Source organism: Agrobacterium sp. NPDC058088 (assembly GCF_042885035.1).
Classification (GTDB): Bacteria; Pseudomonadota; Alphaproteobacteria; order Rhizobiales; family Rhizobiaceae; genus Agrobacterium.
This window is the reverse complement of record NZ_JBHVSU010000007.1, coordinates 120,727-144,076: the sequence shown is the minus strand read 5'-3', so window position 1 is coordinate 144,076 and position 23,350 is coordinate 120,727. Positions and strand designations below refer to the sequence as shown.

Sequence of the window (23,350 nt, the reverse complement as noted above, 5' to 3'; positions counted from 1 at the left end):
TTGGTCCGGTCTTGGCGGCCGCACGGCAAGCCGCGCGGCCTATGCGAAGTGGTCAGTCCTTGGAAACGCCGAGAAGGCGGATCATGCCGTCAGGCGACGGCGCCCAGCCCTTGACCTTTTTGGAGATGGCATAGGCATAAGGCTGGTGGCCGAGATAGATGATCGGCATGTCATCGTTGAGGATGACGCTTGCGGCATCGTATTTTTCCTTGCGGACCGCGTCGTCGGTCGAAGCGCGGGCCTCGTTCAGCAGCTTGTCCACTTCAGGATTGCAATATTTCACATCGTTGATGCCGCCCTTGCAGGTGACGAACTGGTGCAGGTTGCCATCGGGATCGATACGTCCCGACCAATCGGAGCGGCTGAGCTGATAATTGCCGGCAGTCTGCTCGGACAAAAGCGTGGCGAATTCCGTGGCCTTCAGGGTGACGTTGAAGCCGGCCTCCGCCACCATGGACTGGATGACCTGCATCATCTGCGTCTGTGTGGTATTGTTGGCATGCTGAAGCTCGACATCCAGCGTCTCGTAACCCGCCTCTTTCATCAGCTGCTTGGCCTTGTCGATATCACGCGGCGGAACCGGCAGGTTCTGGTTGAACCAGGGGCTTGTGGGCGGATAAGCCTGATTGCCGGCCTTGGATGTGCCTTCAAAAACAATCTGGCCGATCGCTTCGCGATCGATCGCGTAGGAGAAAGCCTGACGCAGGCGCTTGTCCTTGCCGAGCGGATTATCCGCGCGCGCGCCATTGTTGATGTTGACATACATGGCCATGTAGCCGGGACCGATGACATCGGCATAATTCAATTTGGGGTCATTCTTGACGGATTCCGCATCGGAAGCCGAGATGCGCTCGGCGAGATCGAGATCGCCGGCACGAAGGTTCGCAAGCTTCACCGTGGTGTCGGGGATCGGCAGATAGACGACCTTGTCGACGAGGATTTTGTCCTTGTCCCAATAGTCAGCAAATTTTTCGAGCACGATGCGATCCTGCTGGATGCGCTCGACAAATTTGAACGGTCCGGCGCAGACTGGCTTCGAACCGAAATTAGCGCCCAGTTCCTTGGCCGCTTTCGGTGCGACGATCATGCCGGCGCGGTCGGAAAGCTGTGCCAGAAGGGTAACGTCCGGCGTCTTCAAGGTGAATTTGACTTCCAGCGGTGCTGTCGCCTCAACCTTCTCGACGGAGGACAACTCGCTCTTGCGGCGGGATTCCGGCAGCGTCATGTTGCGCTCGATGGTGGCGACGACGGCCGCCGCATCCAGCGTTTCGCCATCGTGGAACTTGACGCCGTCGCGGATTTTCATGGTCAGCACCTTGCCGCCTTCGGACCAGGCCCATTCGGTGGCAAGCTGGGGCACGATCTTCATGTCCTGCGAGATATCCACCAGCTTGTCGCACATGGCGGTGTAAACGATGCGGCCGACGAAGGTGCGCGATTGGGCGGGGTCGAGCACATCGGCATCGTCATTGAGGCCGATGCGCAATTCGGACGATAGCGCCGGCGAGGCCAGAAATACGCTTGCCAACAGCGCCGCAGTCAATGTCTGGATTTTCTTCATGTTCGTTCCTCTGGTCAGGTTATCTTGGCTTTTTGTCATTGGCCGCCCGTAAGGGACGACAGTTTTTATCCGTGGCCTCAAGAGGCCTCGGTCAGCGAATTATCGAATTTGGCCGCATTGCCCTCCCCGGCACCTTCCTCCAAAAAGCCGAGAGACGTGGCGCGGATCAGCCTTTCCTGATGCATGAGAAGATGCTGACGCATGGCTTCACCGGCTCTGGCGGGATCGCGGTCGGCGATGGCATCGACAATGGCCATATGCTGTTCGAAAGATGCTCTGCCGTTTGCACCGCTGCGCCGGGCAAGCTCCCGTATCGACTGCCAGGCATCATCCTGACGCACGCGGTTGATGACATCGAAGATGGACAGGAAAAGTTTGTTGCCGGCGCTCTGGGCGATCTGGCGATGGAGCGAGCCATCCCACAATTCCTTGGCATCGGCATCCGTGCTCTGACCGGTCTTTTCGACAAGGGCGCGCATACGCTCCACCTCGGCCGGCTTGGCGCGCATGGCCGCGAGTTGCGCCAGCTGCGGCTCGATGCGCAGGCGCACTTCCATGATTTCCATGAAATCCGTACCGGCGACCAGTTCCGTGACATGGGCGGACCAATCATCCGGCTTTTCACCCACAAAGGTTCCGGCCCCCTGCCGCCGCCAGATCAGGCCTTCTGCTTCCAGAACTTCCAAAGCGCGTCTGACAGCGCGGCGGCCGACGTTAAAACTTTCGGCAAAGGCGCGTTCAGTGGGGAGGCGCCCGTCCTTCGAGACCTCATTTGCCTGGATATAGTCCCTAAGGCGAGCGAGCGCGTAGTTGGAGTTGTCGTTAGGACCCGCCGTCAATATCGCACCATTTATGTGAACCAATCTATTATTGGTTCATTTGGGAGGAAATTCAGAGGCAGGTCAAGCATATTTTTGAACCATAATTTCCGATGATTAAAACGTGGGCAGAAAGCGTTTTTTTGGGGCGCACTTTTATCGACGTGCTAGAAAACAAGGAGCACGGGGACAAAATGTCCCCTTCTAATCCTGCTGCAACACTTGGCGAAACCGTGCGTTATAGTCGCGCAAATCAGGAGATGCCGGGCGACATGGACGACAGCTTAGAAATTCCAAAGATAAACCGGCTTGTGTTGCAGAACCTGATAGCCGGACTGAGTGATGGGCTGATATTGCTCGAAAACGACGGAACGATCGAATGGGCCAACAGGGCCGCACTTGAGATGCACCGTGTAGAGACGATATCCGAACTTGGTGCCGATGCGGGAAGCTACAGGCGCAATTTCACGCTTCGCTATCGCAACAACCATCTTCTCGACGAAGGACAGTACCCGCTGGAGCGGCTTCTCGCTGGAGAGACGTTTGAAGATGTGACAGTGGAGATATCACCGAGCGATGACGATACAGAATGCTGGGTCCACACCGTTCGCGGTCTCATTCTCGAAGACGCCGGCGCGAAGCCGGATGTGCTGGTACTGATCATTCGCGACGAGACACCGCGGTTTGAGGCGGAAGCGCGGTTTGAAAGCGCCTTTAATGCCAATCCGGCACCAGGGCTGATCTGTCGTCTGGAAGACGAACGCTTCATTCGCGTCAACCAGGGTTTCCTGGAAATGACCGGTTTCAGCCGGGAGGAGATCATCGGTATCAGCGTCGAGGAACTCGGGTTGTTTTCCGAGTGCGAAACCGGTGAGGATGCTCTTAAGCGTCTGCACGAAGGCCGGGTCATCCGCCACCGCGAGGCCCTCATTCCCATTCCCGGTGGCGACAGGCTGGTGATTGTGGCGGGGGAAACGATTGCCGTTGCCGAAGAACCCTGCATGCTTTTTACCTTTGCGGATCTCGACGGTCGCCGGAAGGCACAAAACGCTCTCCGTCAGAGCGAGGAGCGTTTCTTCAAGTCATTTCGCCTGTCGCCAGCGCCCGCAGCGATTTCACGGCTGGACGATTTCGTGCTGACGGAAGTCAACGATGCATTCCTTACGCTCTGCGGCCGCAAGGAAGCCGAGGTGGTCGGCAAGACCGCAAGCGAATTGCGGCTATGGGAAGATGTGGCGGCGCGGCGCGACATTGAAAAGCGGCTGAAGGACAATATCCCGATCCGCAATGAGGCCATGCGCATGAACCTTGCCGAAGGCGGCGCGGCCGAATGCCTCGTGTCCGCCGAGCGCGCCGAAATCAACGACCAGCTCTGCGTCATCTGGGCAGTACAGGACGTCACCGAACGGCGCAGATCCGAGAACGAGTTGATCGAAGCCATCGAAAGCGTGATGACCGACACGTCCTGGTTCAGCCGCACCGTCGTGGAGCGGCTGGCGGGGCTGCGGCAGAATTCGCGCGGCGGCTCGCCCTCCGCATCGCTGAAGGACCTGACAGATCGGGAAGAACAGATATTGTCGCTGATCTGCGATGGGTGCAGCGACAAGGAAATGAGCGATAGGCTGAACCTATCCAAACACACGATCCGCAACCATATCGCTTCGCTCTATGGCAAGATTGGCGTCAACCGCCGCACGGCGGCAGTCATCTGGGCGCGGGAACGCGGCTTTGCCGGTCGCAGGGAAAAATAACCGTCACAGCAGGCAAATTAGGTCAGTTTGTACCAGTTGAACTAGTAGCTATTGCTCTCCAAGGTGCGTTTTTTCCGGCCTATCTTTCCATCATGCCGTCAATAACAGCGGCACTCTCGAACGATGGAAGGAATTCGTCATGGACAACAACCGTATCGAAGGTATCGCCCGTCAGGCAAAGGGCACCATTAAGGAAGCGGCTGGAAAGATTACCGGCAACGACAAGCTTCAGGCGGAAGGTAAAGCCGAAAAACTGGCGGGCCAGGCGCAGGAGAAGCTCGGCCAGACGAAGGATGCCGTCAAAAAGCCATTCAAGTGAACCGCTGATGTTCAAGGTAGGAAGTTTCACCATGATGCTTGCTAATGAACTGACCCCGGCCACAAACTGCCTTCCCCAGGAGATCAGCCTGTGTGCCGCTTTGCAAGCGGTGCTCGCCTATGCGGATGGACAGGAGAACAGTTCTATCTCCGTTACATCCGTCGAGGGCCGCATCGTGCTCTCGGGCGAAGTAGAAACGCTTTCTGCCTTCGAACGCGCGGTCATCATCGCTGAATGTTTCGCATCGCGGCCTATCATCGCCAATCTGGCGATCCGGCAGCGCCCCCATACCTATCTGGATGCATCTTCACCGCGCATCCGTCTCGTGAATAACAACAGGAGTGACAAACAATGAAGAAACTCGTTCTTGCAACGGCAATCGCAACTCTGGCCGTTGCGCCGCTCGCTTCCGCCGAAACGAAGCACAGCAGCAAGCGCGCAACGGAAACTGCCCAGAAGGAACGCGTCGGCACCCTGTCCTGTGAAATCGCTGGCGGTGTTGGTCTTGTCGTCGGCTCGAGCAAGGCAGTGGACTGCCAGTTCCGCCAGCGCTCCGGCAAAACGGAACGATATACCGGCACCATTGGCAAACTTGGCCTCGACATCGGCGTGACCGGCAAGACCTATATGAGCTGGATCGTACTGAACACGGCGGCAAGCCGCGTGGGTGACGGCGCTCTGAGCGGCGACTATGTGGGTGCTTCCGCAGGTGCATCCGTTGGCGTCGGCGTTGGTGCCAATGCACTTGTCGGCGGTAATGCCAAGAACTTCGCGCTGCAGCCCATCAGTGCCGAGGTTGGTACCGGCGTCAATGTTGCCGCGGGTGTTTCGCACCTGAAGCTGAAGCGTGCGGGTTAATCGCCCATCCGGTCTCTCCATACCCGGCAATGACCGCCTCAAAAGCAAGCGCGCCGCGATTATCGCGGCGCGCTTTTTCAATTGTGATATGGACAAGGTGCGTTAGGGCTTGGGCGGAGGTGGTGGTGCGTCGTCCATCGGACCATGGCCGATCTCACCTGCCGGACCGCGCCTCATATCATGTTTGGGACCATGGCGCGGTGGACCACCCGCCGGGCCTAAGGCTTCTATGGTACCATCCTGCCGAACGATGTAGCTCGCATGCAGCACGCCGTCATCGAAACGACCCTGTACGCTGATCGCCTCATCCACCTTCGCGGCTTTTCCATTTTCGCCCTCCGGGCCGGTATCGACGAGGGCCCGACCGCTCTCATCCTGAACAATGAACTTATTGCCGAATATTTCCGCCACCTTGCCCTTGAAGGTGACGAGATTGCCTTCCTTGACGGTAGAAATCGCGACAGGAGTCATCGGCGCCATCTCGGGTGTCGGCCTTGTCAGTTTCATCGCACCCGCACCGGCGGCAGCACCCACCGCCAGTATGGCTATTGCCGCAAAGGTGAAGGCCGCTTTCTTGCGGCGGTGTTTCCGGTGGGGCGGCACCGGCGCTTCCGCCGCAGTTTTCTGGGTAACGGAAGATTCGATCTCTTTATTGTCTTCAGAATGGGACATGGTGATCTCCTGTTTGAATGGACAGCCATGTTTTAATCGAAGCCTGCCATCGGCAGCCTGAACCTTGTGGTTCAGCTTGAGTTAAGCCTTCCGGGACTAGTAAAACGCATCCATCAGCGCGAGCAGGCACACCATGCGGGTACTTCTTGTCGAAGACGACAGCGACCTTTCAAAACGTATCGCGGCCAGCCTGCGCGCGGAGAATTTTGTCGTCGACATCGCGCAAAATGGTGAGGATGCCGAACATGCCGGCCTGACCGAACTTTACGACGTCGCCGTTCTTGACCTTGGATTGCCCAAGATAGACGGGGTTTCGGTTCTCAAATCATGGCGGGCGGCACAGCGCACGCTGCCTGTGCTGGTATTGACGGCGCGCGATGGCTGGCCGGACAAGGTGGCAAGCTTCAAGGCCGGAGCGGATGATTTCGTGACAAAGCCGTTCAAGGTGGAGGAACTCGTTCTGCGGCTGCGTGCACTGGTTCGCCGTGCCACGGGCCACGCCGCCTCCATTGTCACCTGCGGTTCGCTTGTTTTCGACGCGCAACTCGGGACCTTCGAGCAAAACGGCCTGCCGCTGAAGCTCACCGCGCTGGAATGGCGGGTGCTCTCCTGCCTCATCCTGCGAAAGGAGGTGGTGGTTGACCGTCGCGAACTCATCGAACGGGTCTACGAGGGCGATGTGGAGGTGGATTCCAATTCCATTGAAGTCATCATTGCGCGCCTGCGACGCAAGATTGGTGCCGAACATATCGAGACCGTTCGCGGTCGTGGTTACATGTTGAAGGCCGAGCCATGAGCGAACCGCCAGTGAGCCGAGGGCCTTCCATATCGCGCCGTTTGACGGTTTTTTCGGTGATTTTCGTCACCGCAAGCGTTATGGTCGCTTCGATCATTCTTTACCTCATCGTTGCCGGCGTCGTGCGTGAACAGATCGATCAGCGGCTCGATACGCAGATCGAGGGCCTACGCAGCGCCCTTTCTGGCGACGAGACCGGCCGTCTGACGCTGAACGCGGCCCTTGATGGCCCGCCTTTCGACAGGCGCCGTTCCGGCTGGTACTGGCAGATCCGTGGTGAGGGCGTTGCCATCACCTCACGCTCGCTCGCCGGGCAAAGCCTCGACAATCCACCCTCCCCGTTCGACTGGGGCAAGATGATGGGGCATGGGCCGCGTCCAGGCGTCAATGCCGAACTTCACGGTCAGGAACTCTATCTTCGCTCCATTCAGACCATGGTGGGCGCGAAACTCATCGAAATCACTGCCACCGCGCCACGTTTTGCCCTGGTGGCCCCTGCCCGCAGCGCGCTTTTATGGTTGATCCCGGCCATGACGCTGCTCGGCGCCAGTCTCGTCGCAGGCATTTTCCTTCAGGTGCGATACGGTCTGCGGCCTTTGCGGCAACTGACCGCCGACATTTCCTCGATTTCGGCCGGCACATTGGAACGGTTGCCGGACGCGGAGGTGAAGGAGCTTCGCCCTGCCTCCCATGAGATAAACCGCCTTGTGGAACAGAACAGGGAAAGACTGACCGAGACGCGCCTGCATTTCGCGAATCTCGCGCATGGCCTGAAAACGCCGGTGACGAGCCTTTATCTTGCGCTCAACGATATCAACGACCCGGATAATACGATGCGGACACTGGTGGACAGGATCGACCAGAGAATCCGTCATCATCTTGCCCGCGCCCGCAAGACCGCCGCCGGCGGCGTGGCGGCCGCAACGCCGGTGAGGCCGCGAGTAGACGATATCATCGAGATCATGACGCATATATATGCGGACCGGGGTATCGCCGCGCGGGTGGAGGTGGACGGTTCGTTGCGTGTGCAGGTGGGGCCTGAAGACCTGGATGAGATCCTCGGCAACCTCGCGGACAACGCTTTCAAATGGGCAAAGAGCCGAGTCGAAATTTCTGCCCGCAAGAGCGGGCGCGATATTCTGCTCACGATCTCGGACGATGGCCCCGGTATCGACGGCGCTCTCGTTGCAGAGGTATTTGAGCCTGGCAGGCGGATGGACGAGACCGTGCCGGGAGATGGGTTTGGTCTTACCATCGTCAGGGAACTCGTCGAACTTCACGGCGGCAGGATCACCCTTGAGCGCAATGGCGATGGCGGGCTGTCCTGCGTGCTTACGCTACCCTCCGCCATATGAGACCAGCCAGATCGCAGCCTGCTATTCGAGAAGCTTCTGCTCAGGGCCGTAAACAAATCCGGGCAGCACACGGCTGCCCGGAGGATGTCGAACCTGTCGGTGATCAGCCGAACAGCGCGAGGCTGCTCCTTACGGTCACCCATACACCCCAGAGCAGCGGGATGCCAACGGCAGCCCAGGCAAGAGCCGCCTTGGCATCCAGCCCGCCGCGGCCGATGCCGAAGGAGCCCGTGGGGCCGGCATTGGCGGCCGCCGTTTTCGCCTGCAATGCCGCGACTTCCGCGTCGGACATGAACCACTTGTCGGCAAGTGGTCGTACGAAGGCATTGGCGATCAGGCCAATCGCCAGCATGCCGGCCAGGATATACATGGTGCTTGTGTAGAGCGCCGGTCCGGGTGCCACGCCCGCTGCGATTTGCGCCTCGCGGATGTAGTTGACCACGACGGGACCAGCGATCCCGGCAGTCGCCCATGCCGTCAGGAGACGGCCGTGGATTGCGCCGACGAACTGCGTGCCGAAGATGTCAGCAAGATAAGCCGGGATGGTGGCGAAACCGCCGCCATACATGGACAGGATGATACCGAAGGCGAGGACGAAGAGCGCCTTGTTGCCCATCGTCGCGAGCGTCGGCGCCAGCGCGTAAAGAATGATGCCGAGAATGAAGAAGCAGAAGTAGGTGTTCTTGCGGCCGATCTTGTCGGACATGGACGCCCAGAAGAAACGGCCGCCGATGTTGAAAAGCGAAAGAAGGCCGGTGAAGCCGGCGGCAATCGCCGCAATCTGCGCCTTCTGACCGGCATCGAGATCAGCAAACCCCACGCCCGGAAGGCCGATCAGCGAACCCGCAAAAATTTCCTGCAGCATAGGCGAGGCCATGCCGATGACCCCGATGCCGGCCGAAACGTTCAGGCAAAGCACCGCCCAGATCAGCCAGAACTGTTTCGTCTTGTGGGCATCGCGAAGATGGACGTGTCGGGTTGTGATCATGGCGCTTTTGGCCGCCGGCGCCGTCCAGCCTTCCGGACGCCAGCCCGCAGGCGGAATGCGATATCCGAAAGCACCGGCCATCATGAACACGAAATAGATCAGCGCCATAACGACGAATGTCTGCCAGACGCCTACGGATGTCTCGGTCTTGAAATAATTCATCAGCAGGTTGGCGAGCGGCGCACCGATCATCGCGCCACCGCCGAAACCCATGATGGCCATGCCCGTCGCCATGCCGCGACGATCGGGGAACCATTTGATCAGCGTCGAGACCGGCGAAATATAACCGAGGCCAAGGCCAACGCCGCCAATGACGCCGGCACCCAGCCACATCAGCCACAATTGGTGGGTCATGACGCCAACGGCTGCCACCAGAATGCCGCCGCACCAGCAGCAGGCAGAAACGAAGCCCGCCTTGCGGGGTCCCACCCGTTCCAGCCAGCCGCCCCAGATGGCCGCCGAGCAGCCGAGAAGCACAAAGAAGAGCGTATAGATCCAGCCGAGATCTGCCACGCGCCAGTTGCACTCGGTGGTAAACAACGCGCCCATCAGGGTCAGGGCGGAGCAACTCGGATCGGTCGCAGGCAACGCTTTCGACAGCGGCAGCCAGAACACACTGAAACCATAGGCCATGCCGATGCACAGATGGATGGCAAGGGCCGCCGGCGGCACCATCCAGCGATTGAAACCCGGTCTTGCGATTATTCGTTCGCGGTCCAAAAACCCGGCTTGCGCCGCCTCTCCCGCCGTTGCGCCTGCTACTGCCATTGACACTACCTCCCTCGTGAATGTCTGGACATTTTTCATTCGCCCCGCCAGGCGAATAGCGATGCCGCCGAACGTCCTCCCATGCGGCGGCAAGCTTCATTCATTTCCGCACGCGTCAGACGCGCGTTGTTTCGGGCACGCTCGGCTCCGACAGGGATTCCCCCGCAATCGGTCCCTTGCCGCCCGGTGCGCCCTTTGCGTCTTCGCCGAGCCCTACGGCATCTGCCGCTGGCGCGTCAGGCCTTCTGATCTCTCTGGATGCCGCAATCACGAGTGGTAGAAAATCACCGGCACCGGCGTCCACCATCTCAAAGAAGCGCCGGCGCATGCGCGGTTCCCAGAACTTGTTGATGTGGGTGGCAACACCATCGATACGGATATCTTCCGGCTGCGACAGAAAAAACGTCGCAATCTGGTTCGCCATCCTCACCAGCTTTTCGTCCGTGTGATTGAGTAACATGATCTATTCCCCGCGCCAGTTCACGTCTCGACGCCACATGATGAAAAGGCCGGGACAAGCCCGGCCCCAATTATTCCGCAGCTTCTAGCTTGCCGGCGATGCGGCGGGACTGACGCGAAAGCGCATCATATTCTTCCTGCCATTCCGTCGCCCCGTTGGAAGGCGAGACCTGAACCGCAGTCACTTTGTATTCCGGACAATTGGTCGCCCAGTCGGAGAAATCGGTCGTGATGACGTTCGCCTGTGTGCCGGGGTGGTGGAAGGTCGTATAGACCACGCCCGGCGCCACCCGATCGGTAATCAGCGCTCTCAGCGTCGTGTCGCCCGATCGGCTGACGAGCTTGATCCAGTCGCCGTCCTTCACGCCGCGCTGTTCAGCATCGTGCGGATGGATTTCCAGCCGATCCTCCTCGTGCCAGACGACGTTTTCAGTGCGCCGTGTCTGCGCCCCGACATTGTATTGCGACAGGATGCGGCCGGTGGTGAGCAGCAGTGGAAAACGCGGACCGGTGCGTTCGTCCGTCGCCACATATTCCGTGCGGATGAACTTGCCCTTGCCGCGCACGAAGCCGTCCACATGCATGATCGGCGAACCCTCTGGGAATTTTTCGTTGCAGGGCCACTGCACCGAACCCTTTTCTTCCAGATAGGCATAGGAAACGCTGGCAAAGCTTGGCGTCGTTGCCGCGATTTCGTCCATGATCTCGGAAGGATGTGTGTAGTTCCACGAAAGGCCCATGGCCTGCGCCAGCTTCTGGGTCACTTCCCAGTCGGCATAACCGTTCTTCGGCGACATGACCTTGCGCACGCGGTTGATGCGACGCTCGGCGTTGGTGAAGGTGCCATCCTTTTCGAGGAAAGTGGAACCCGGCAGGAACACATGCGCATAATTCGCCGTCTCGTTCAGGAAGAGGTCGTGCACGACAACACATTCCATGGCGGCAAGGCCGGCCGAAACATGCTTGGTGTCCGGGTCGGACTGGAGAATGTCCTCGCCCTGAATGTAGATGCCCTTGAAACTGCCATCCACGGCCGCGTCCAGCATGTTGGGGATACGCAGCCCCGGCTCGTTGTTGAGCTTCACGCCCCAGAGTTTTTCGAACACATCGCGTGTCGCATCATCGGAGATATGGCGATAGCCCGGCAGTTCGTGCGGGAAAGACCCCATATCGCAGGAGCCCTGCACATTGTTCTGACCACGCAGCGGATTGACGCCTACACCGGGACGGCCGATGTTGCCGGTCGCCATGGCAAGATTGGCGATCGCCATGACGGTCGTTGAACCCTGGCTGTGTTCGGTAACGCCAAGACCGTAATAGATCGCGCCATTGCCACCCTTGGCATAAAGCCGGGCCGCCCCGCGCAGATCTTCCGCGGGAACACCGGTGAAACGTTCCGTCTCTTCCGGGCTATGCTGCGGCTCGGCAACGAAGGCGGCCCAATCCTCGAACTCCGACCAGTCGCAACGCTCGCGGATAAAGGCCTCGTTGAACAAACCTTCCGTGACGATCACATGGGCAAGCGCCGTCAGCACCGCAACGTTGGTGCCCGGCAGCAGCGGCAAGTGGAAAGCGGCCTCCACATGCGGCGTGCGCACAAGATCGATACGGCGCGGATCGATAACGATAAGTTTTGCCCCCTGCCGCAGTCGCTTTTTCAGCCGTGAGCCGAAAACGGGATGACCGTCGGTCGGATTGGCACCGATGACAAGCACGACATCGGAATGCTCGACACTGTCGAAATTCTGCGTGCCGGCGGATGTGCCAAAGGCCTGGCCAAGACCATAACCCGTGGGCGAATGGCAGACGCGGGCGCAGGTATCAACGTTATTGTTGCCGAAACCGGCGCGGACAAGTTTCTGGACGAGAAAGGTTTCCTCGTTCGTGCAGCGCGACGAGGTGATGCCACCGACGGACTCTCGGCCATACTTGCCCTGAATGCGCCGAAACTCCGAAGCAACATAGGCAAAGGCCGCATCCCAGCTCACTTGCTGCCAGGGATCGCCGATGTTCTCGCGGATCATCGGATTAAGAATGCGGTCCCTGTGGGTCGCATAACCATAGGCAAAACGACCCTTGACGCAGGAATGGCCGCGGTTTGCCTGTCCGTCCTTCCACGGCACCATGCGCACCAGCTCTTCACCGCGCATTTCCGCCTTGAAGGAGCAGCCCACCCCGCAATAGGCGCAGGTGGTCACCATCGAATGTTCTGGTTGTCCGATCTCGATCACCGATTTTTCGGTGAGCGTCGCGGTCGGACAAGCCTGCACGCAGGCCCCGCAGGAAACACAGTCTGAATCGAGAAACGCCTCATGCGCGCCGGGAGATACCCGGCTCTCGAAACCACGACCTTCGATCGTCAGCGCAAAGGTTCCCTGCACTTCCTCGCAGGCCCGCACGCAGCGCGAACAGACGATGCATTTGGACGGATCATAGGTGAAATAGGGATTGCTTTCGTCCTTCGGCATCCAGCGGGCATTGAGATCTCCTCCTCCGGTGCGGGCCTTGACGTGGTTGTCGCCCTCATAACCGTAACGTACATCGCGCAGGCCCACCGCGCCTGCCATGTCCTGCAATTCACAATCGCCATTGGCGGCGCAGGTCAGACAGTCGAGCGGGTGATCGGAGATATAAAGCTCCATCACACCCTTGCGGATTTGCTTCAGCCGCTCCGTCTGCGTATGCACAACAAGGCCGGCAGCGACCGGCGTGGTGCAGGAGGCGGGGGTGCCGTTGCGGCCCTCCACCTCGATAAGACAGAGCCGGCACGAGCCGAAGGCGTCCACCATGTCCGTGGCGCAGAGCTTCGGCACATCGATGCCCGCTTCACGCGAGGCGCGCATGATCGACGTTCCCGCGGGAACAGTCACCTGGCGACCGTCGATGGTGAGCGTCACCATGTCCATAGCGTTGGACTTCGGGGTGCCGTAGTCGAATTCAGTTACAAGTGCCATGGTGTTACTCCGCCGCTTCAACACGTGGGGTGGGGGCAAAATCAGCAGGGAAATGCCTGAGAGCGCTCATGACGGGATAGGGCGTGAAACCGCCGAGCGCACAGAGCGAACCGAATTTCATGGTTTCGCAGAGGTCTTCCAGCAGCGCGGTGTTTTTCTCTCGCTCGATCCCGAGCGCGATCTTGTCCACCGTCTCGACGCCACGCGTCGAACCGATGCGACAGGGCGTGCACTTGCCGCAACTTTCGACGGCGCAGAATTCCAGCGCAAACCGGGCCTGATGCAGCATGTCTGCCGTATCATCGAACACCACGATGCCCGCATGGCCTATCAGGCCGCCAGCTGCCGTGAACGCTTCATAATCGAAGATCGTGTCAAACAGCGACACCGGGAAATAAGCGCCGAGCGGACCGCCCACCTGCACCGCCTTGACGGGACGGCCGGTGATTGTTCCTCCACCGATATCGTTCACCAGTTGCCCGAGCGTCAGACCGAAGGCGGTTTCGTAAAGCCCGCCATGTTTCAGATTGCCAGCAAGCTGGATCGGGATCGTGCCATGCGAGCGGCCGACGCCGAAGTCGCGATAAAACGCTGCACCACGATCCATGATGACGGGAATAGAGGCGAGAGAGATCACATTGTTGACGACCGTCGGCTTGCCGAACAGGCCCTGCAGGGCGGGTAGCGGCGGCTTGGCGCGCACCGTTCCGCGTTTGCCTTCAAGGCTGTTCAGGAGTGAGGTCTCCTCTCCGCAGACATAGGCACCGGCACCCATGCGCACTTCCATGTCGAACGCGCGGCCTGACCCGAGGACGGACGGGCCGAGTATGCCCTCACGCCTTGCAATCTCGATCGCCTTTTCCATGACTTTGATCGCGTAGGGATATTCCGAACGCGTATAGATAAAGCCCTTGGTCGCGCCGACGGCAAGGCCGGCAATGGCCATGCCTTCGATCAGCACGAAGGGGTCGCCTTCCATGATCATCCGGTCGGCGAAGGTGCCGCTGTCGCCCTCATCTGCGTTGCAGACGATATATTTCTGGTCTGCCACCGCATCAGCGACGGTCTTCCATTTGATACCCGTTGGGAAACCAGCCCCGCCACGTCCGCGCAGGCCACTCTGGGTCACCTCCGCAACGATATCGAGCGGGGCGATCACCACAGCTTTTTCAAGACCCTTCATGCCCTGATAGGCGCGATAATCCTCCAGCGACAATGGATCGGTGACGCCACATCGGGCAAATGTGAGACGCGTCTGGCTCTTCAGGAATGGAATCTCCTTTGTCAGCCCGAGACAGAGGCGATGGTCGCCACCGGTCAGAAAATCCGCGTCGAAAAGCGAAGCGACGTCGCTTGCCTTCACCGGGCCATAGGCGATACGGCCATGCTCGGTGCGCACTTCCACCAGCACTTCAAGCCAGAGCATGCCGCGCGAGCCGTTGCGAACAATCTTGACGTCAAGGTTACGGCCAGCGGCCTCGCGGGCGATGGCATCGGCAACGCGGTTTGCGCCAACAGCAAGAGCGGCGGAATCGCCGGGAACAAAGACGGTGAAATTCATCGGCGTGCCTCCGCCAGAATGTCGCCAAGACAGTCCTCATCCAGACGGGCATGAACTTCGCCATCCAGCATCAAGGCCGGCGCCTGGGCACAGAGCCCGAGACAGAAGACCGGCTCCAGCGTCACGGAACCATCAGGCGCGGTTTCGTGCCAGTCGAGGCCGAGGCGGCTCTTGATGGATTCCGCAAGAGGCTCGCCACCCATCGACTGGCAAGCCTCGGCGCGACAGAGCTTCAGGACATGACGCCCGTGGGGATGATCACGAAAATCGGGATAGAAGGTGACGACGCCATGAACCTCGGCGCGCGATATGTTCAGCGCGGATGCGATGAGCTGCTTGGCGCTTTCCGGGATATAGCCGAATTCTTCCTGCACAGCGTGCAGGATGGGCAGAAGTGGACCTTCCAGGTGAATAAATTCGTCTATGACAGCGGAAATACGGGCCGCCTCATCTGCGGCAACCGCTCTGATATTCATAAGCCAGTCCTCCCAAACCGACAGGGGCAGTAATGGCGACCGCGACTTGAATAAAGCCGATCGCCACCTCTGCATTACAATCGAGAATGGCGAAGTGAGGCTCGTCAGGTCAATACGGCGTTTCCGTCGTCTGATAGGAAATTCCTATCAAACGCCATTTCCGCGGCTCTGAGACGCGCCTCATGCAGAAGTGCCGAAACGAGAGGCGTGTGCGGTTCCCGGTGCGTGGCAATCAGGCCAACGAGATGTTCCGGGTCGGGATCGGTGATCGGGATGATCCTGATCTGTTTTGGAAAACCGAAGGATTCAGCGAGGTTACGCGGCATTATTGAAGCCCATTGTCCGGTGCGGATATGGGAGAACAGCACGATCATGGAGTTGGATTCGAGCGTCGGTTTCGCCTCCACCCCAGCCTCGGCCATGTGCTTGTTGATGATGCGCCTGTTCTGCATATCCGGTGTTAATAGGCAAAGCCTAAGACTGGCAACCTGCTTCCAGGTAACGCTTTCCTGATCGGCAAGTGGCGTTCCGGCAGCCGCGATGAGGTGATAACGCTCGGAATAAAGCGGCACAGTGGTCACGCGCCCAAGTGGTTCATTGTCGAGGTAACTGATTCCCGCATCGATCTCGAGGTTTTCGATCTGGCTCAAAACCTGCAGCGAGGTGCGTGACGTGACGGAAAAGGTCACATCGGGATGGCGCGCCTGAAAAGATTCCGTCAATCGCGGCACCATGGCGAGCGCGGTTGGAATGACGGCAAGGCGAATGTGTCCGGCAAGACCCTTGCGGGCAGCGCGCATTTCCTCACGCATTGTGCGTGCATCGCCAACGATGCGGCGCGCCCATTCCAGCACGCGCTGGCCCTCTGGAGTTAGTCCTTGGTAGCGCGCCGAACGCACCACGAGAACGACACCCAGTTGATCCTCCAACTGCCGGATTGCCGCCGACAGGCTGGGCTGGGAGACACCGCACTCCTCCGCTGCCCGGCCGAAATGTTCAGCCCGCGCTAATGCAATGAAAAATTCCAGCTTGTCGATCATAAGCTCTCCCCCGCGGCGCGCTCAATTGACCGGTGTGCGCGGGAGAACACTAGAACGTGGCACAAGCGCCCGCAAATGGCCGCAGGCATTTTCCTGCAAACTAGGCGCAGGCGACGAGGGCAGGCCCCTTCACGCGCGGATAGTCATAGGCGTTGACCTTCGAGGTGTTGTAGCCGGCACCAACAAGAGCTTCGGCAAGCTTGATCGCTGCCGTCACGCCATCAATGACCGGAACACCTGTGGCGTCGCGCAGCCGGTCGCAGAGCGAGGACATGCCGGCGCAGCCGAGAATGATCGCTTCTGCCGCATCCTCGCGCTTGGCGACTTCGATTTCGCGGCGCAAAAGAGCTTCCGCCATTTCCGGATCTTCCTCAAGGCCAAGAACCGGCAGGTTGATTGCCCGGACCTTTCGGCAATGCCGTTGCGCGCCGTAATCCTCCACAAGATCCTCGATAATAGGAATGGAGCGAGGAAGCGTGGTGATGATGGAGAAGCGGCGACTGATCGTCATCGCCACCTGCACGGCCGCCTGGCAGATGCCAATAACTGGCCCCTGCGCCACTTCGCGTGCGGCATGAAGCCCCGGATCATCAAAACAGGCGATCACATAGGCATCCACGCCCAGCGCCTCGCCCTTGCGAATTTCCGCCAGCAGCCCGGGAACGGCCATGGCCTCATCCGCCTGCCCCTCGATGCTGACGGGAGTGTCGACCGGATTTGCCGCAGAGACGTGCGTCTCCTGCTGCTTGACCCTTAGCGCGCTATCGAGAGCCTGAGCGGTCATGGAGGCGGTGGAATTGGGGTTTATCAAACGAATATGCATCTCACGCATCCTGATGAGCTGTCACTTGCCGTCAGGCGCGGTGAAATCGGTGATTGGTGGCGCCTTCAGAACAAACTGGCGGTCCGAGGTGATATAGTTGTCGGCATGAAGCCGGGCGATCGGCTGATAGCGATCTGCATCGACATAACGTCCCTCTTCATCGAGGCATTCGTTGTGGACATGCATATGCACCACTTCGCCCAACACCAGTGTGCGGCGGGGGTAATCGATCAGTCGCTCCACCTTGCATTCGAATGCACAGGGCGATTGCGCGGCATAACTCGCGTCGATCTTGCTGCAGGGCACGGCCGTAAGTTTGGCCATCGCCATTTCGTCAACTTCATTGTCGAAGCCGAGACCGCAGATCAGCATCTGCTCCGAAAGCGCCATATCGACCATATTGACCACGAACTCGCCGGTGCGGCGGATATTCACCATCGTGTCCTTCTCCTCGCCGCTGACCTTCGGCTGAATGCCGAGGACGACGATCGGCGGATCATGCGAAAAGACGTTGAAGAAGCTCATCGGCGCCGCATTGTTATGGCCCGCTTCAGAGCGGGTCGTCACAAGCGCGATCGGTCGCGGACCGATAAAATTCGTCAGAAGGCGGTAGCGGCTCTGGGGCTCAAGCGCGCTGAAATCGAATTCCATGATCGGCATCCTAATTTAGTCTACAATTAACTTTCATATTGTTGACAATGTTGCAACCAAAATCCCGTTGATACAGTTGACTTTTTCATTCACATCGCGCTTCTCTAGCGCGATTGGGGAGTATGTCGAATGAGCGAGCAGGCCGGCCCGTCCACGCAGCAGATTGTCGAGAAAGTATGGCTTTCGATCGCCGAACGCCGGCTGCGTCCGGGCGTACAGCTGAAAGAAGAGCAACTGGCGACAATCTTTGGCGTCAGCCGTGCTAAAATCCGCCAGGCGTTGTCCGTTCTCGAACGTGACGGACTGGTGACCATTGTTCCCAATCGCGGCGCTTTTGTTTCCAAACCGTCGGTCGAGGAAGCCCGCGACGTCTTCTTCGTGCGCCGTACCGTCGAGCAATGCGTTGTCGAAAGACTTTGCAAATCCGCCACCAAGACCGATCTCAAAAAGCTACGCGACCACGTGGCCAAAGAGCGTGTGGCCAATGCCAAAAATGTCACGACCGATATCATCAAGCTTTCCGGCGGGTTCCACCTTCTGCTTGCGGAAACGCTCGGTTCCGACTTCCTCTTTACCACCATGCGCGACCTCATTTCCCGCTCGTCGCTGATAACAGCCGTTTACCGTAACACGGATCGGTTCAACTGCGGCCCGGACGAACATGCGGAAATCGTCGATGCGATTGCCAACAATGATCCGTCGCGGGCGATCCACCTAATGACCCACCACCTTGAGCATGTGGAAGCGGAACTCGATCTCAGCGAAATCCGCGACCTTTCCCACGACCTGCGCGCCGCGCTCGGCTGATCTTCCGCTCAGGCGCGCTGTCGCTCGCCTGCCCATTCCGTATCATCTTCCACCATGTGGCAGGCGACCCGCGTGCCGTTGGCGACGCTTTTCACCTTAGGCACTTCTGCCGAACATTGCGCCGTTGCCAGCGGACAACGAGGGTGAAAGGCGCAACCCGAAGGTGGCTTCAGAGGACTTGGCACTTCACCGGCAACAATCTCCCGATCACGCTGCGGCGTCTTGATATTGGGTATCGTCTGGAGAAGCAGCCGTGTATAGGGGTGGCGCGGATTGGCAAAAAGCTCCTCCGTATCCCCCTCCTCGACAATCCGCCCGAGATACATGACCGCGATACGGTCGGACATATGACGAACAACGCTCATGTCGTGGCTGATGAAGAGATAGGTGAGGCCGAGTTCATCCTGAAGGCGGCGCATGAGGTTCAGCACCTGCGCCTGCACCGAGACGTCGAGCGCCGATGTCGGCTCGTCGCAGACCAGAAATTCCGGTTCGCTCGCCAATGCACGGGCAATGGAGATGCGCTGGCGTTGGCCGCCGGAAAATTCATGCGGAAACTTTTCGCCGTCAGAGGCTGAAAGACCAACAGTCTTCAGAAGCTCCTCGACGCGTTCCATCGTTTCAGCCTTCGTCGCACGCAGCTTCAGTTCACGAATTGGCTCTGCGATGATGTTCTTCACCCGCCAGCGCGGATTGAGCGAGGCATAGGGATCCTGAAAGATCATCTGTGCCGACAGGGGTTTGCCCCTGCCGCCTGCCGCGAAACGAAACTCGCCGGCACTTGGCCGAAAAAGTCCCGTTACCAGGCGGGCAACAGTAGATTTGCCACAACCGCTTTCACCGACGATGCTGAGACAGCCACCGGCCGGAACGGAAAAGTCGATATCGTTGACGGCCTGGACGAACTGCCGGGGTTTGCGCTCGATAATTCGGTTGAGCAGCGGAGCTGAAACATCGAAGGTTTTCGTCAGGCCCTTCACCGTCAAGGCCGGCTTGCTCAGTGCTGCCTTTTGAGATGCGGATTGTGTCATGCTGTGCCTCCTGCTTTCAGCCAGCACGCACTGGCGCCGTCGCCGACGGTTTCAAGTTCGGGCCGTTCCCGCCGACAGCGCGGTCCGGCAAATCCACAGCGGGGATTAAACGCGCATCCGGGCGGGATCGCATCCAGACGCGGCATCGCCCCGTCAATCTGATTCAGCCGCTCTACCCGCGCGCCAAGCGAAGGGATGGAGGCCATCAGGCCCTGCGTATACGGGTGACGTGGTTCGTGCAGCACCTGCTCGACCGGCCCCACCTCAATCAAACGGCCGGCATAAAGCACGGCCACACGGTCGGCAGCCTCGGCAATGACGCCCATGTCGTGGGTGACGAGCATGACCGCCGTCTGCTTTTCCTTGCACAGGCGTCGCAGCAACGAAATAATCTGCGCCTGGATCGAGACATCGAGCGCCGTCGTCGGCTCATCGGCAATGATGAGTTTCGGAGAGGCGGAGAGCGCCAGCGCAATGACGACACGCTGGCGCATGCCGCCAGAAAACTGGTGCGGATAATGATCGACACGATCCGCAGGCGACGGAATGCCGACATCCTTCAACAGTTGAACGGCCCGTGCGCGGGCATCCGCTTTCGACAGCGGCAGGTGCTGGCGGATCGTCTCGATCAGCTGCGCACCGACCGTAAACAGCGGATTGAGCGAGGTGAGCGGGTCCTGAAAAATCGCACCGATCTCGCGACCGCGAATGCTTTCCATCGCCCGGTCATCCAGTTGATCGATACGGCGCGACCCGAGCCAGATTTCACCATCGGCAATGTGGCCGGGTTTCTCGAGCAGGCCTTGTATGGCAAGGCCCGTCATGGACTTACCGGCGCCGGATTCCCCGACGACACCCAGGATTTCGCCGGGCCGGATCGAAAGGCTGATATCGGAAAGCGCGGTAACGGTGCCACGCCGGCCGGGGAACTCGACCTTGAGATTGCGGACATCGATAACCGATTGGTTCATGTCAACCATGCTGGGCGACCTCCACCGGATAGCTCGGAGGGAATATTTCGGAGACGGGCGGATTTGCCCAGCTCCGTTCGGGATATTTTGCAATCAGGCGATCGAACTGCGCCTGCGCCTGTTCACGGGCACGCCGCATGTCGATACGGGCGACCTGCCTTTCACGCATGGAAAGACGGCCGTCGACAAAAACGGCCCGCGTGACCTTGCCCGAGCCGCCGGTCACCAGCGTGGTGATCGGATCGATGCTCGGCGCCATGACGGTATCGTCCAGGTCAAAGACGGCAATGTCTGCCCTAGCACCCGGGGAAAGATGGCCAAGGTCAGACCGGCCAAGCGCGCGTGCGCCGCCAAGTGTGGCCGCATCGAAAAGATCGGCACAGCGGATCTGATCCGGAGCACCGTCATTGATGCGGCAGGTGATCAGCCCTACGAGCAAATTCATCAACATGTCCGCCGGCGCCGTATCCGTTCCCATCGCAATGTTGATGCCGCGTTTGCGGCAGGAGGAGAAGGATGAGAGTGTGCTGCCGCCGCGGCTGGAAACCAGCGGACAGTGGACGATGGAGACGCCGTTTTCCGCATAGAGCGCCAGATCTTCTTCCGTCGCATTGGTGGCGTGCGGCGCAATCAGCCTTTCGCTGAGCAGCCCGGCCTTGGCAAGCCAGACTGGCGCGGTCGAGCCGTGGAGCTTGCGAACCGTATCGACCTCCATGACGCCCTGCGCCATATGAAGGCGGAACTTGCAGCCGAGTTCGCGGGCAGCCGCATCGGTGCGCTCTATGAGCGCCAGAGTGGACGTTTCCACGCGGTCCGGCGCCAGCATTCCCCGCACCAGATCGCCGTGTCTTCCTTTCTGCTTTTCGATGAAGGCGATTGCGTCGGCGAGGCCCTGAAAACCACGTTCCTCATCAAAAACAGGCACCATGCGGCCTGGTTCTTCGAGCACCATGCCACCCGAACGGAAGGCGGGGCTGAGATAAACGCGCAGGCCAAGTTCTCCGGCAGCATCGGCCGCCGCTTCGAACTCCGCCACGGTCTCCCCCCACTCGCGATAAAACAGCGAAGCGATGGGGGCTGCGGTCGTGATGCCGTTGAGGAGCAACTGCCCGAAGGCGAAACGCTTCTGGAAGGCGAGCTCTTCCGGAGAATACATCTCGTAAGGACCAGCCTCGACATAGGAGCGCGGCCAGACACGACCCTTCGCCCAGCCCGGATGATGATCAATGCCGAGGATCGTTGTATCGAGATCGGAAAGCGCATCGAGATCGATCAGGCCGGGGCTGACGAGAGCATTGCCAAAATCGATACGCCGGGCGACTTCTCCGGGAAATCCATGCCCGACAAAGACGATTTCGCCGTTTTCGAACACAACCTCACCGTTTTTAAGCAGCCGGTGCGAACCGTCCCGGTGTCCGACAACCCAGCTGGCTGTGAGCAATGTGCGCCCTTGCGGCCTTTCGCCCAATTTCAACGAACTGAGAACGTCGCTCATCACGGCGCCTCCACAATGGCTTTGCCATTTTTCGCCGTAACCCGGCCGCCTTTGACGACCAGCGGCCGCGGCGCGATATCGACAACGGCTTGCGCCAGCGTTTCGCCGGTCAGCAGCGTAAAGTCGGCCACACAGCCGCTCTCCATGCCGTAATCCTCAAGACCCATGACATCGGCGCCACCCTTGGAAGCGACATGGAGCACATGCGCAAGTTCGATATCCGAACGCAGACCGTTTTTCATGCCGATGATCTTGGCGCGATCCAGCATGTCCGGCTGTCCCCACGGACCCCACGTGTCGCGAATGCCATCACAGCCGCCGCCAACACGCACACCCGCCTCCTTGAGGCGCATGATCGACGGCACGCTTGCCGATGGCGCACCCGTGGTGAGGATGGCGACATCAAGCCGCGCAATCTCGTCGATCAGCCTGCCGACGCGCAGATAGTCATTCATGCCAAGGGCAAAGGCATGGCTGATGGCAACGTTGCCCTGCATGCCGTTTGCCCGGATGCGCTCGAAGATGAGCTCCATCGTGAAGGCACCGAGGTCGGCGGCTTCGTGCAGATGGATGTCGATCGGCACGCCGTGTCTTGTCGCGAGCTGAAAAAGAATATCCAGCTGGCCCTTCGGATCGCGGTCAATGCCACAGGGATCGATACCGCCAAGCACCTCGCAGCCTTGCTTCAACGCCTCATCGAGAAGCTCCACCGTGCCAGGCATGACCGTGACACCGGATTGCGGGAAGGCCACGACCTCGATGTCGATGATGCCAGCAAGCTTCTCACGTGTTTCCCAGATGCCCTCGACCAGCTTCAGCCCGTGGGTCGGGTCGATATCGACATGGCTGCGAATATGGGTGCCGCCATTGGCTGCAAGGCCGATGGCATGGCGCATGGACTGGCGATGCGGGTCGATGCCGATCTGAACGCGGTTTTCCCGCTCGAAATCGATCCGCTCGCGCAGGATGGCAGCACGATTGTTGACGTGCCAGGGCATGCCCCACGTCGTCTTGTCCAGATGCGTATGGGCATCGATAAGACCGGGAACGGCAATCGCTCCCCTGCCATCCTCAACCGGCATTCCGGGTTCGGCGTCAAATGTTCCGAAACCTGAAATCTTGCCGTTTCTGATCAAAATATCGCAGGCTTCGCCCGCCATGGGCCGTACGTTGCGCAGAAGAAGATCGTGCATGGA

At 59.5% G+C, this 23,350-nt stretch carries 22 protein-coding genes; 7 read left to right on the top strand and 15 right to left on the bottom strand.

Translation table 11 applies throughout. From position 1 onward, the window contains the following. Positions 1-52: 52 nt before the first annotated feature. Positions 53-1,561: an ABC transporter substrate-binding protein gene (locus tag ACFVTJ_RS18575; protein ID WP_386909889.1), complete on the bottom strand. Its 1,509-nt coding sequence runs from the start codon at positions 1,559-1,561 to the stop codon at positions 53-55. A gap of 77 nt (positions 1,562-1,638) precedes the next feature. Beyond that, positions 1,639-2,400 (bottom strand): FadR/GntR family transcriptional regulator, encoded by a 762-nt coding sequence (locus ACFVTJ_RS18570; RefSeq protein WP_386909887.1) that lies wholly within the window; start codon positions 2,398-2,400, stop codon positions 1,639-1,641. Between the two features lie 251 nt (positions 2,401-2,651). Here ACFVTJ_RS18570 and ACFVTJ_RS18565 point away from each other — a divergent pair, with 251 nt between their 5' ends. From ACFVTJ_RS18565 to ACFVTJ_RS18550, 4 genes are all read left to right on the top strand, one after another. Beyond that, the gene (locus tag ACFVTJ_RS18565; protein WP_386909885.1) at positions 2,652-4,130 is read left to right on the top strand and encodes a PAS domain S-box protein; all 1,479 of its coding nucleotides are present in this window, start codon (positions 2,652-2,654) and stop codon (positions 4,128-4,130) included. A 139-nt stretch (positions 4,131-4,269) separates the two neighbouring features. Next, on the top strand, positions 4,270-4,449 hold the full coding sequence (locus tag ACFVTJ_RS18560) for a CsbD family protein (protein ID WP_386909883.1): 180 nt from the start codon (positions 4,270-4,272) through the stop codon (positions 4,447-4,449). Positions 4,450-4,456: 7 nt separating this feature from the next. Further along, positions 4,457-4,804, top strand: coding sequence for a BON domain-containing protein (locus tag ACFVTJ_RS18555; protein WP_386909882.1), 348 nt, complete (start codon positions 4,457-4,459; stop codon positions 4,802-4,804). Then, entirely contained in the window at positions 4,801-5,307 is a 507-nt protein-coding gene (locus ACFVTJ_RS18550) for a DUF992 domain-containing protein (protein WP_386909880.1), read from the top strand. Before ACFVTJ_RS18555 ends, ACFVTJ_RS18550 begins: the two co-directional genes overlap by 4 nt. A gap of 102 nt (positions 5,308-5,409) precedes the next feature. On the opposite strand, the gene ACFVTJ_RS18545 is transcribed toward ACFVTJ_RS18550, so the two are convergent. After that, positions 5,410-5,979, bottom strand: coding sequence for a hypothetical protein (locus ACFVTJ_RS18545; RefSeq protein ID WP_386909878.1), 570 nt, complete (start codon positions 5,977-5,979; stop codon positions 5,410-5,412). 133 nt (positions 5,980-6,112) lie between these two features. Between ACFVTJ_RS18545 and ACFVTJ_RS18540 the strand changes: the two genes are divergently transcribed. After that, entirely contained in the window at positions 6,113-6,775 is a 663-nt protein-coding gene (locus tag ACFVTJ_RS18540; RefSeq protein ID WP_386909877.1) for a response regulator transcription factor, read from the top strand. Next, a complete protein-coding gene (locus ACFVTJ_RS18535) occupies positions 6,772-8,130 on the top strand; it encodes a sensor histidine kinase (protein ID WP_386909875.1) in 1,359 nt (452 codons plus the stop codon). The genes ACFVTJ_RS18540 and ACFVTJ_RS18535 overlap by 4 nt, the downstream gene beginning before the upstream one ends. Positions 8,131-8,233: 103 nt before the next feature. Here ACFVTJ_RS18535 and ACFVTJ_RS18530 read toward each other — a convergent pair whose 3' ends face one another. The 8 genes from ACFVTJ_RS18530 to ACFVTJ_RS18495 all read right to left on the bottom strand — a co-directional run bounded on the left by ACFVTJ_RS18530 (position 8,234) and on the right by ACFVTJ_RS18495 (position 17,850). Next, positions 8,234-9,886 (bottom strand): OFA family MFS transporter, encoded by a 1,653-nt coding sequence (locus ACFVTJ_RS18530; protein ID WP_386909873.1) that lies wholly within the window; start codon positions 9,884-9,886, stop codon positions 8,234-8,236. Between the two features lie 115 nt (positions 9,887-10,001). After that, positions 10,002-10,346, bottom strand: coding sequence for a formate dehydrogenase subunit delta (locus ACFVTJ_RS18525; protein WP_004444566.1), 345 nt, complete (start codon positions 10,344-10,346; stop codon positions 10,002-10,004). 70 nt (positions 10,347-10,416) lie between these two features. Beyond that, positions 10,417-13,299: a formate dehydrogenase subunit alpha gene (fdhF, locus tag ACFVTJ_RS18520; RefSeq protein WP_386909870.1), complete on the bottom strand. Its 2,883-nt coding sequence runs from the start codon at positions 13,297-13,299 to the stop codon at positions 10,417-10,419. A gap of 4 nt (positions 13,300-13,303) precedes the next feature. Beyond that, a complete protein-coding gene (locus ACFVTJ_RS18515) occupies positions 13,304-14,860 on the bottom strand; it encodes a formate dehydrogenase beta subunit (RefSeq protein ID WP_386909868.1) in 1,557 nt (518 codons plus the stop codon). Beyond that, positions 14,857-15,336: a formate dehydrogenase subunit gamma gene (locus tag ACFVTJ_RS18510; RefSeq protein ID WP_386909866.1), complete on the bottom strand. Its 480-nt coding sequence runs from the start codon at positions 15,334-15,336 to the stop codon at positions 14,857-14,859. The genes ACFVTJ_RS18515 and ACFVTJ_RS18510 overlap by 4 nt, the downstream gene beginning before the upstream one ends. 104 nt (positions 15,337-15,440) lie before the next feature. Then, complete coding sequence (locus ACFVTJ_RS18505) at positions 15,441-16,376, bottom strand: LysR family transcriptional regulator (protein WP_386909864.1); 936 nt, start codon at positions 16,374-16,376, stop codon at positions 15,441-15,443. A gap of 100 nt (positions 16,377-16,476) precedes the next feature. After that, on the bottom strand, positions 16,477-17,199 hold the full coding sequence (locus ACFVTJ_RS18500) for an aspartate/glutamate racemase family protein (RefSeq protein ID WP_386909862.1): 723 nt from the start codon (positions 17,197-17,199) through the stop codon (positions 16,477-16,479). Positions 17,200-17,220: 21 nt separating this feature from the next. Continuing rightward, on the bottom strand, positions 17,221-17,850 hold the full coding sequence (locus tag ACFVTJ_RS18495) for a flavin reductase family protein (RefSeq protein ID WP_386909860.1): 630 nt from the start codon (positions 17,848-17,850) through the stop codon (positions 17,221-17,223). A 129-nt stretch (positions 17,851-17,979) separates the two neighbouring features. On the opposite strand from ACFVTJ_RS18495, the gene ACFVTJ_RS18490 reads away from it, so the two are divergent. Then, positions 17,980-18,657, top strand: coding sequence for a GntR family transcriptional regulator (locus tag ACFVTJ_RS18490; protein WP_386909858.1), 678 nt, complete (start codon positions 17,980-17,982; stop codon positions 18,655-18,657). Between the two features lie 8 nt (positions 18,658-18,665). On the opposite strand, the gene ACFVTJ_RS18485 is transcribed toward ACFVTJ_RS18490, so the two are convergent. From ACFVTJ_RS18485 to ACFVTJ_RS18470, 4 genes are read right to left on the bottom strand one after another with little or no spacing between them, the layout of a single operon-like run. Continuing rightward, positions 18,666-19,688, bottom strand: a complete 1,023-nt coding sequence (locus tag ACFVTJ_RS18485; RefSeq protein ID WP_386909856.1) for an ABC transporter ATP-binding protein — start codon at positions 19,686-19,688, stop codon at positions 18,666-18,668. Further along, positions 19,685-20,668 carry an ABC transporter ATP-binding protein gene (locus tag ACFVTJ_RS18480; RefSeq protein ID WP_386909854.1) on the bottom strand — a complete coding sequence of 328 codons (984 nt, stop codon included), beginning with the start codon at positions 20,666-20,668 and terminating at the stop codon, positions 19,685-19,687. Before ACFVTJ_RS18480 ends, ACFVTJ_RS18485 begins: the two co-directional genes overlap by 4 nt. After that, positions 20,661-22,154 (bottom strand): amidohydrolase family protein, encoded by a 1,494-nt coding sequence (locus ACFVTJ_RS18475; protein ID WP_386909852.1) that lies wholly within the window; start codon positions 22,152-22,154, stop codon positions 20,661-20,663. Before ACFVTJ_RS18475 ends, ACFVTJ_RS18480 begins: the two co-directional genes overlap by 8 nt. Continuing rightward, entirely contained in the window at positions 22,154-23,347 is a 1,194-nt protein-coding gene (locus ACFVTJ_RS18470; RefSeq protein WP_386909850.1) for an amidohydrolase family protein, read from the bottom strand. Before ACFVTJ_RS18470 ends, ACFVTJ_RS18475 begins: the two co-directional genes overlap by 1 nt. Between the last annotated feature and the right edge of the window lie 3 nt (positions 23,348-23,350).

Coding starts and splice junctions, on each gene's coding strand:
- ACFVTJ_RS18555 (WP_386909882.1), top strand. CDS start 4,457: ATGTTCAAGGTAGGAAGTTTCACCATGATGCTTGCTAATGAACTGACC.
- ACFVTJ_RS18480 (WP_386909854.1), bottom strand. CDS start 20,668: ATGGTTGACATGAACCAATCGGTTATCGATGTCCGCAATCTCAAGGTC.
- ACFVTJ_RS18475 (WP_386909852.1), bottom strand. CDS start 22,154: ATGAGCGACGTTCTCAGTTCGTTGAAATTGGGCGAAAGGCCGCAAGGG.
- ACFVTJ_RS18500 (WP_386909862.1), bottom strand. CDS start 17,199: ATGCATATTCGTTTGATAAACCCCAATTCCACCGCCTCCATGACCGCT.
- ACFVTJ_RS18535 (WP_386909875.1), top strand. CDS start 6,772: ATGAGCGAACCGCCAGTGAGCCGAGGGCCTTCCATATCGCGCCGTTTG.
- ACFVTJ_RS18505 (WP_386909864.1), bottom strand. CDS start 16,376: ATGATCGACAAGCTGGAATTTTTCATTGCATTAGCGCGGGCTGAACAT.
- ACFVTJ_RS18560 (WP_386909883.1), top strand. CDS start 4,270: ATGGACAACAACCGTATCGAAGGTATCGCCCGTCAGGCAAAGGGCACC.
- ACFVTJ_RS18565 (WP_386909885.1), top strand. CDS start 2,652: ATGGACGACAGCTTAGAAATTCCAAAGATAAACCGGCTTGTGTTGCAG.
- ACFVTJ_RS18545 (WP_386909878.1), bottom strand. CDS start 5,979: ATGTCCCATTCTGAAGACAATAAAGAGATCGAATCTTCCGTTACCCAG.
- ACFVTJ_RS18510 (WP_386909866.1), bottom strand. CDS start 15,336: ATGAATATCAGAGCGGTTGCCGCAGATGAGGCGGCCCGTATTTCCGCT.
- ACFVTJ_RS18550 (WP_386909880.1), top strand. CDS start 4,801: ATGAAGAAACTCGTTCTTGCAACGGCAATCGCAACTCTGGCCGTTGCG.
- ACFVTJ_RS18495 (WP_386909860.1), bottom strand. CDS start 17,850: ATGGAATTCGATTTCAGCGCGCTTGAGCCCCAGAGCCGCTACCGCCTT.
- ACFVTJ_RS18485 (WP_386909856.1), bottom strand. CDS start 19,688: ATGACACAATCCGCATCTCAAAAGGCAGCACTGAGCAAGCCGGCCTTG.
- ACFVTJ_RS18470 (WP_386909850.1), bottom strand. CDS start 23,347: ATGCACGATCTTCTTCTGCGCAACGTACGGCCCATGGCGGGCGAAGCC.
- ACFVTJ_RS18525 (WP_004444566.1), bottom strand. CDS start 10,346: ATGTTACTCAATCACACGGACGAAAAGCTGGTGAGGATGGCGAACCAG.
- ACFVTJ_RS18575 (WP_386909889.1), bottom strand. CDS start 1,561: ATGAAGAAAATCCAGACATTGACTGCGGCGCTGTTGGCAAGCGTATTT.
- fdhF (WP_386909870.1), bottom strand. CDS start 13,299: ATGGCACTTGTAACTGAATTCGACTACGGCACCCCGAAGTCCAACGCT.
- ACFVTJ_RS18490 (WP_386909858.1), top strand. CDS start 17,980: ATGAGCGAGCAGGCCGGCCCGTCCACGCAGCAGATTGTCGAGAAAGTA.
- ACFVTJ_RS18530 (WP_386909873.1), bottom strand. CDS start 9,886: ATGGCAGTAGCAGGCGCAACGGCGGGAGAGGCGGCGCAAGCCGGGTTT.
- ACFVTJ_RS18515 (WP_386909868.1), bottom strand. CDS start 14,860: ATGAATTTCACCGTCTTTGTTCCCGGCGATTCCGCCGCTCTTGCTGTT.
- ACFVTJ_RS18540 (WP_386909877.1), top strand. CDS start 6,113: ATGCGGGTACTTCTTGTCGAAGACGACAGCGACCTTTCAAAACGTATC.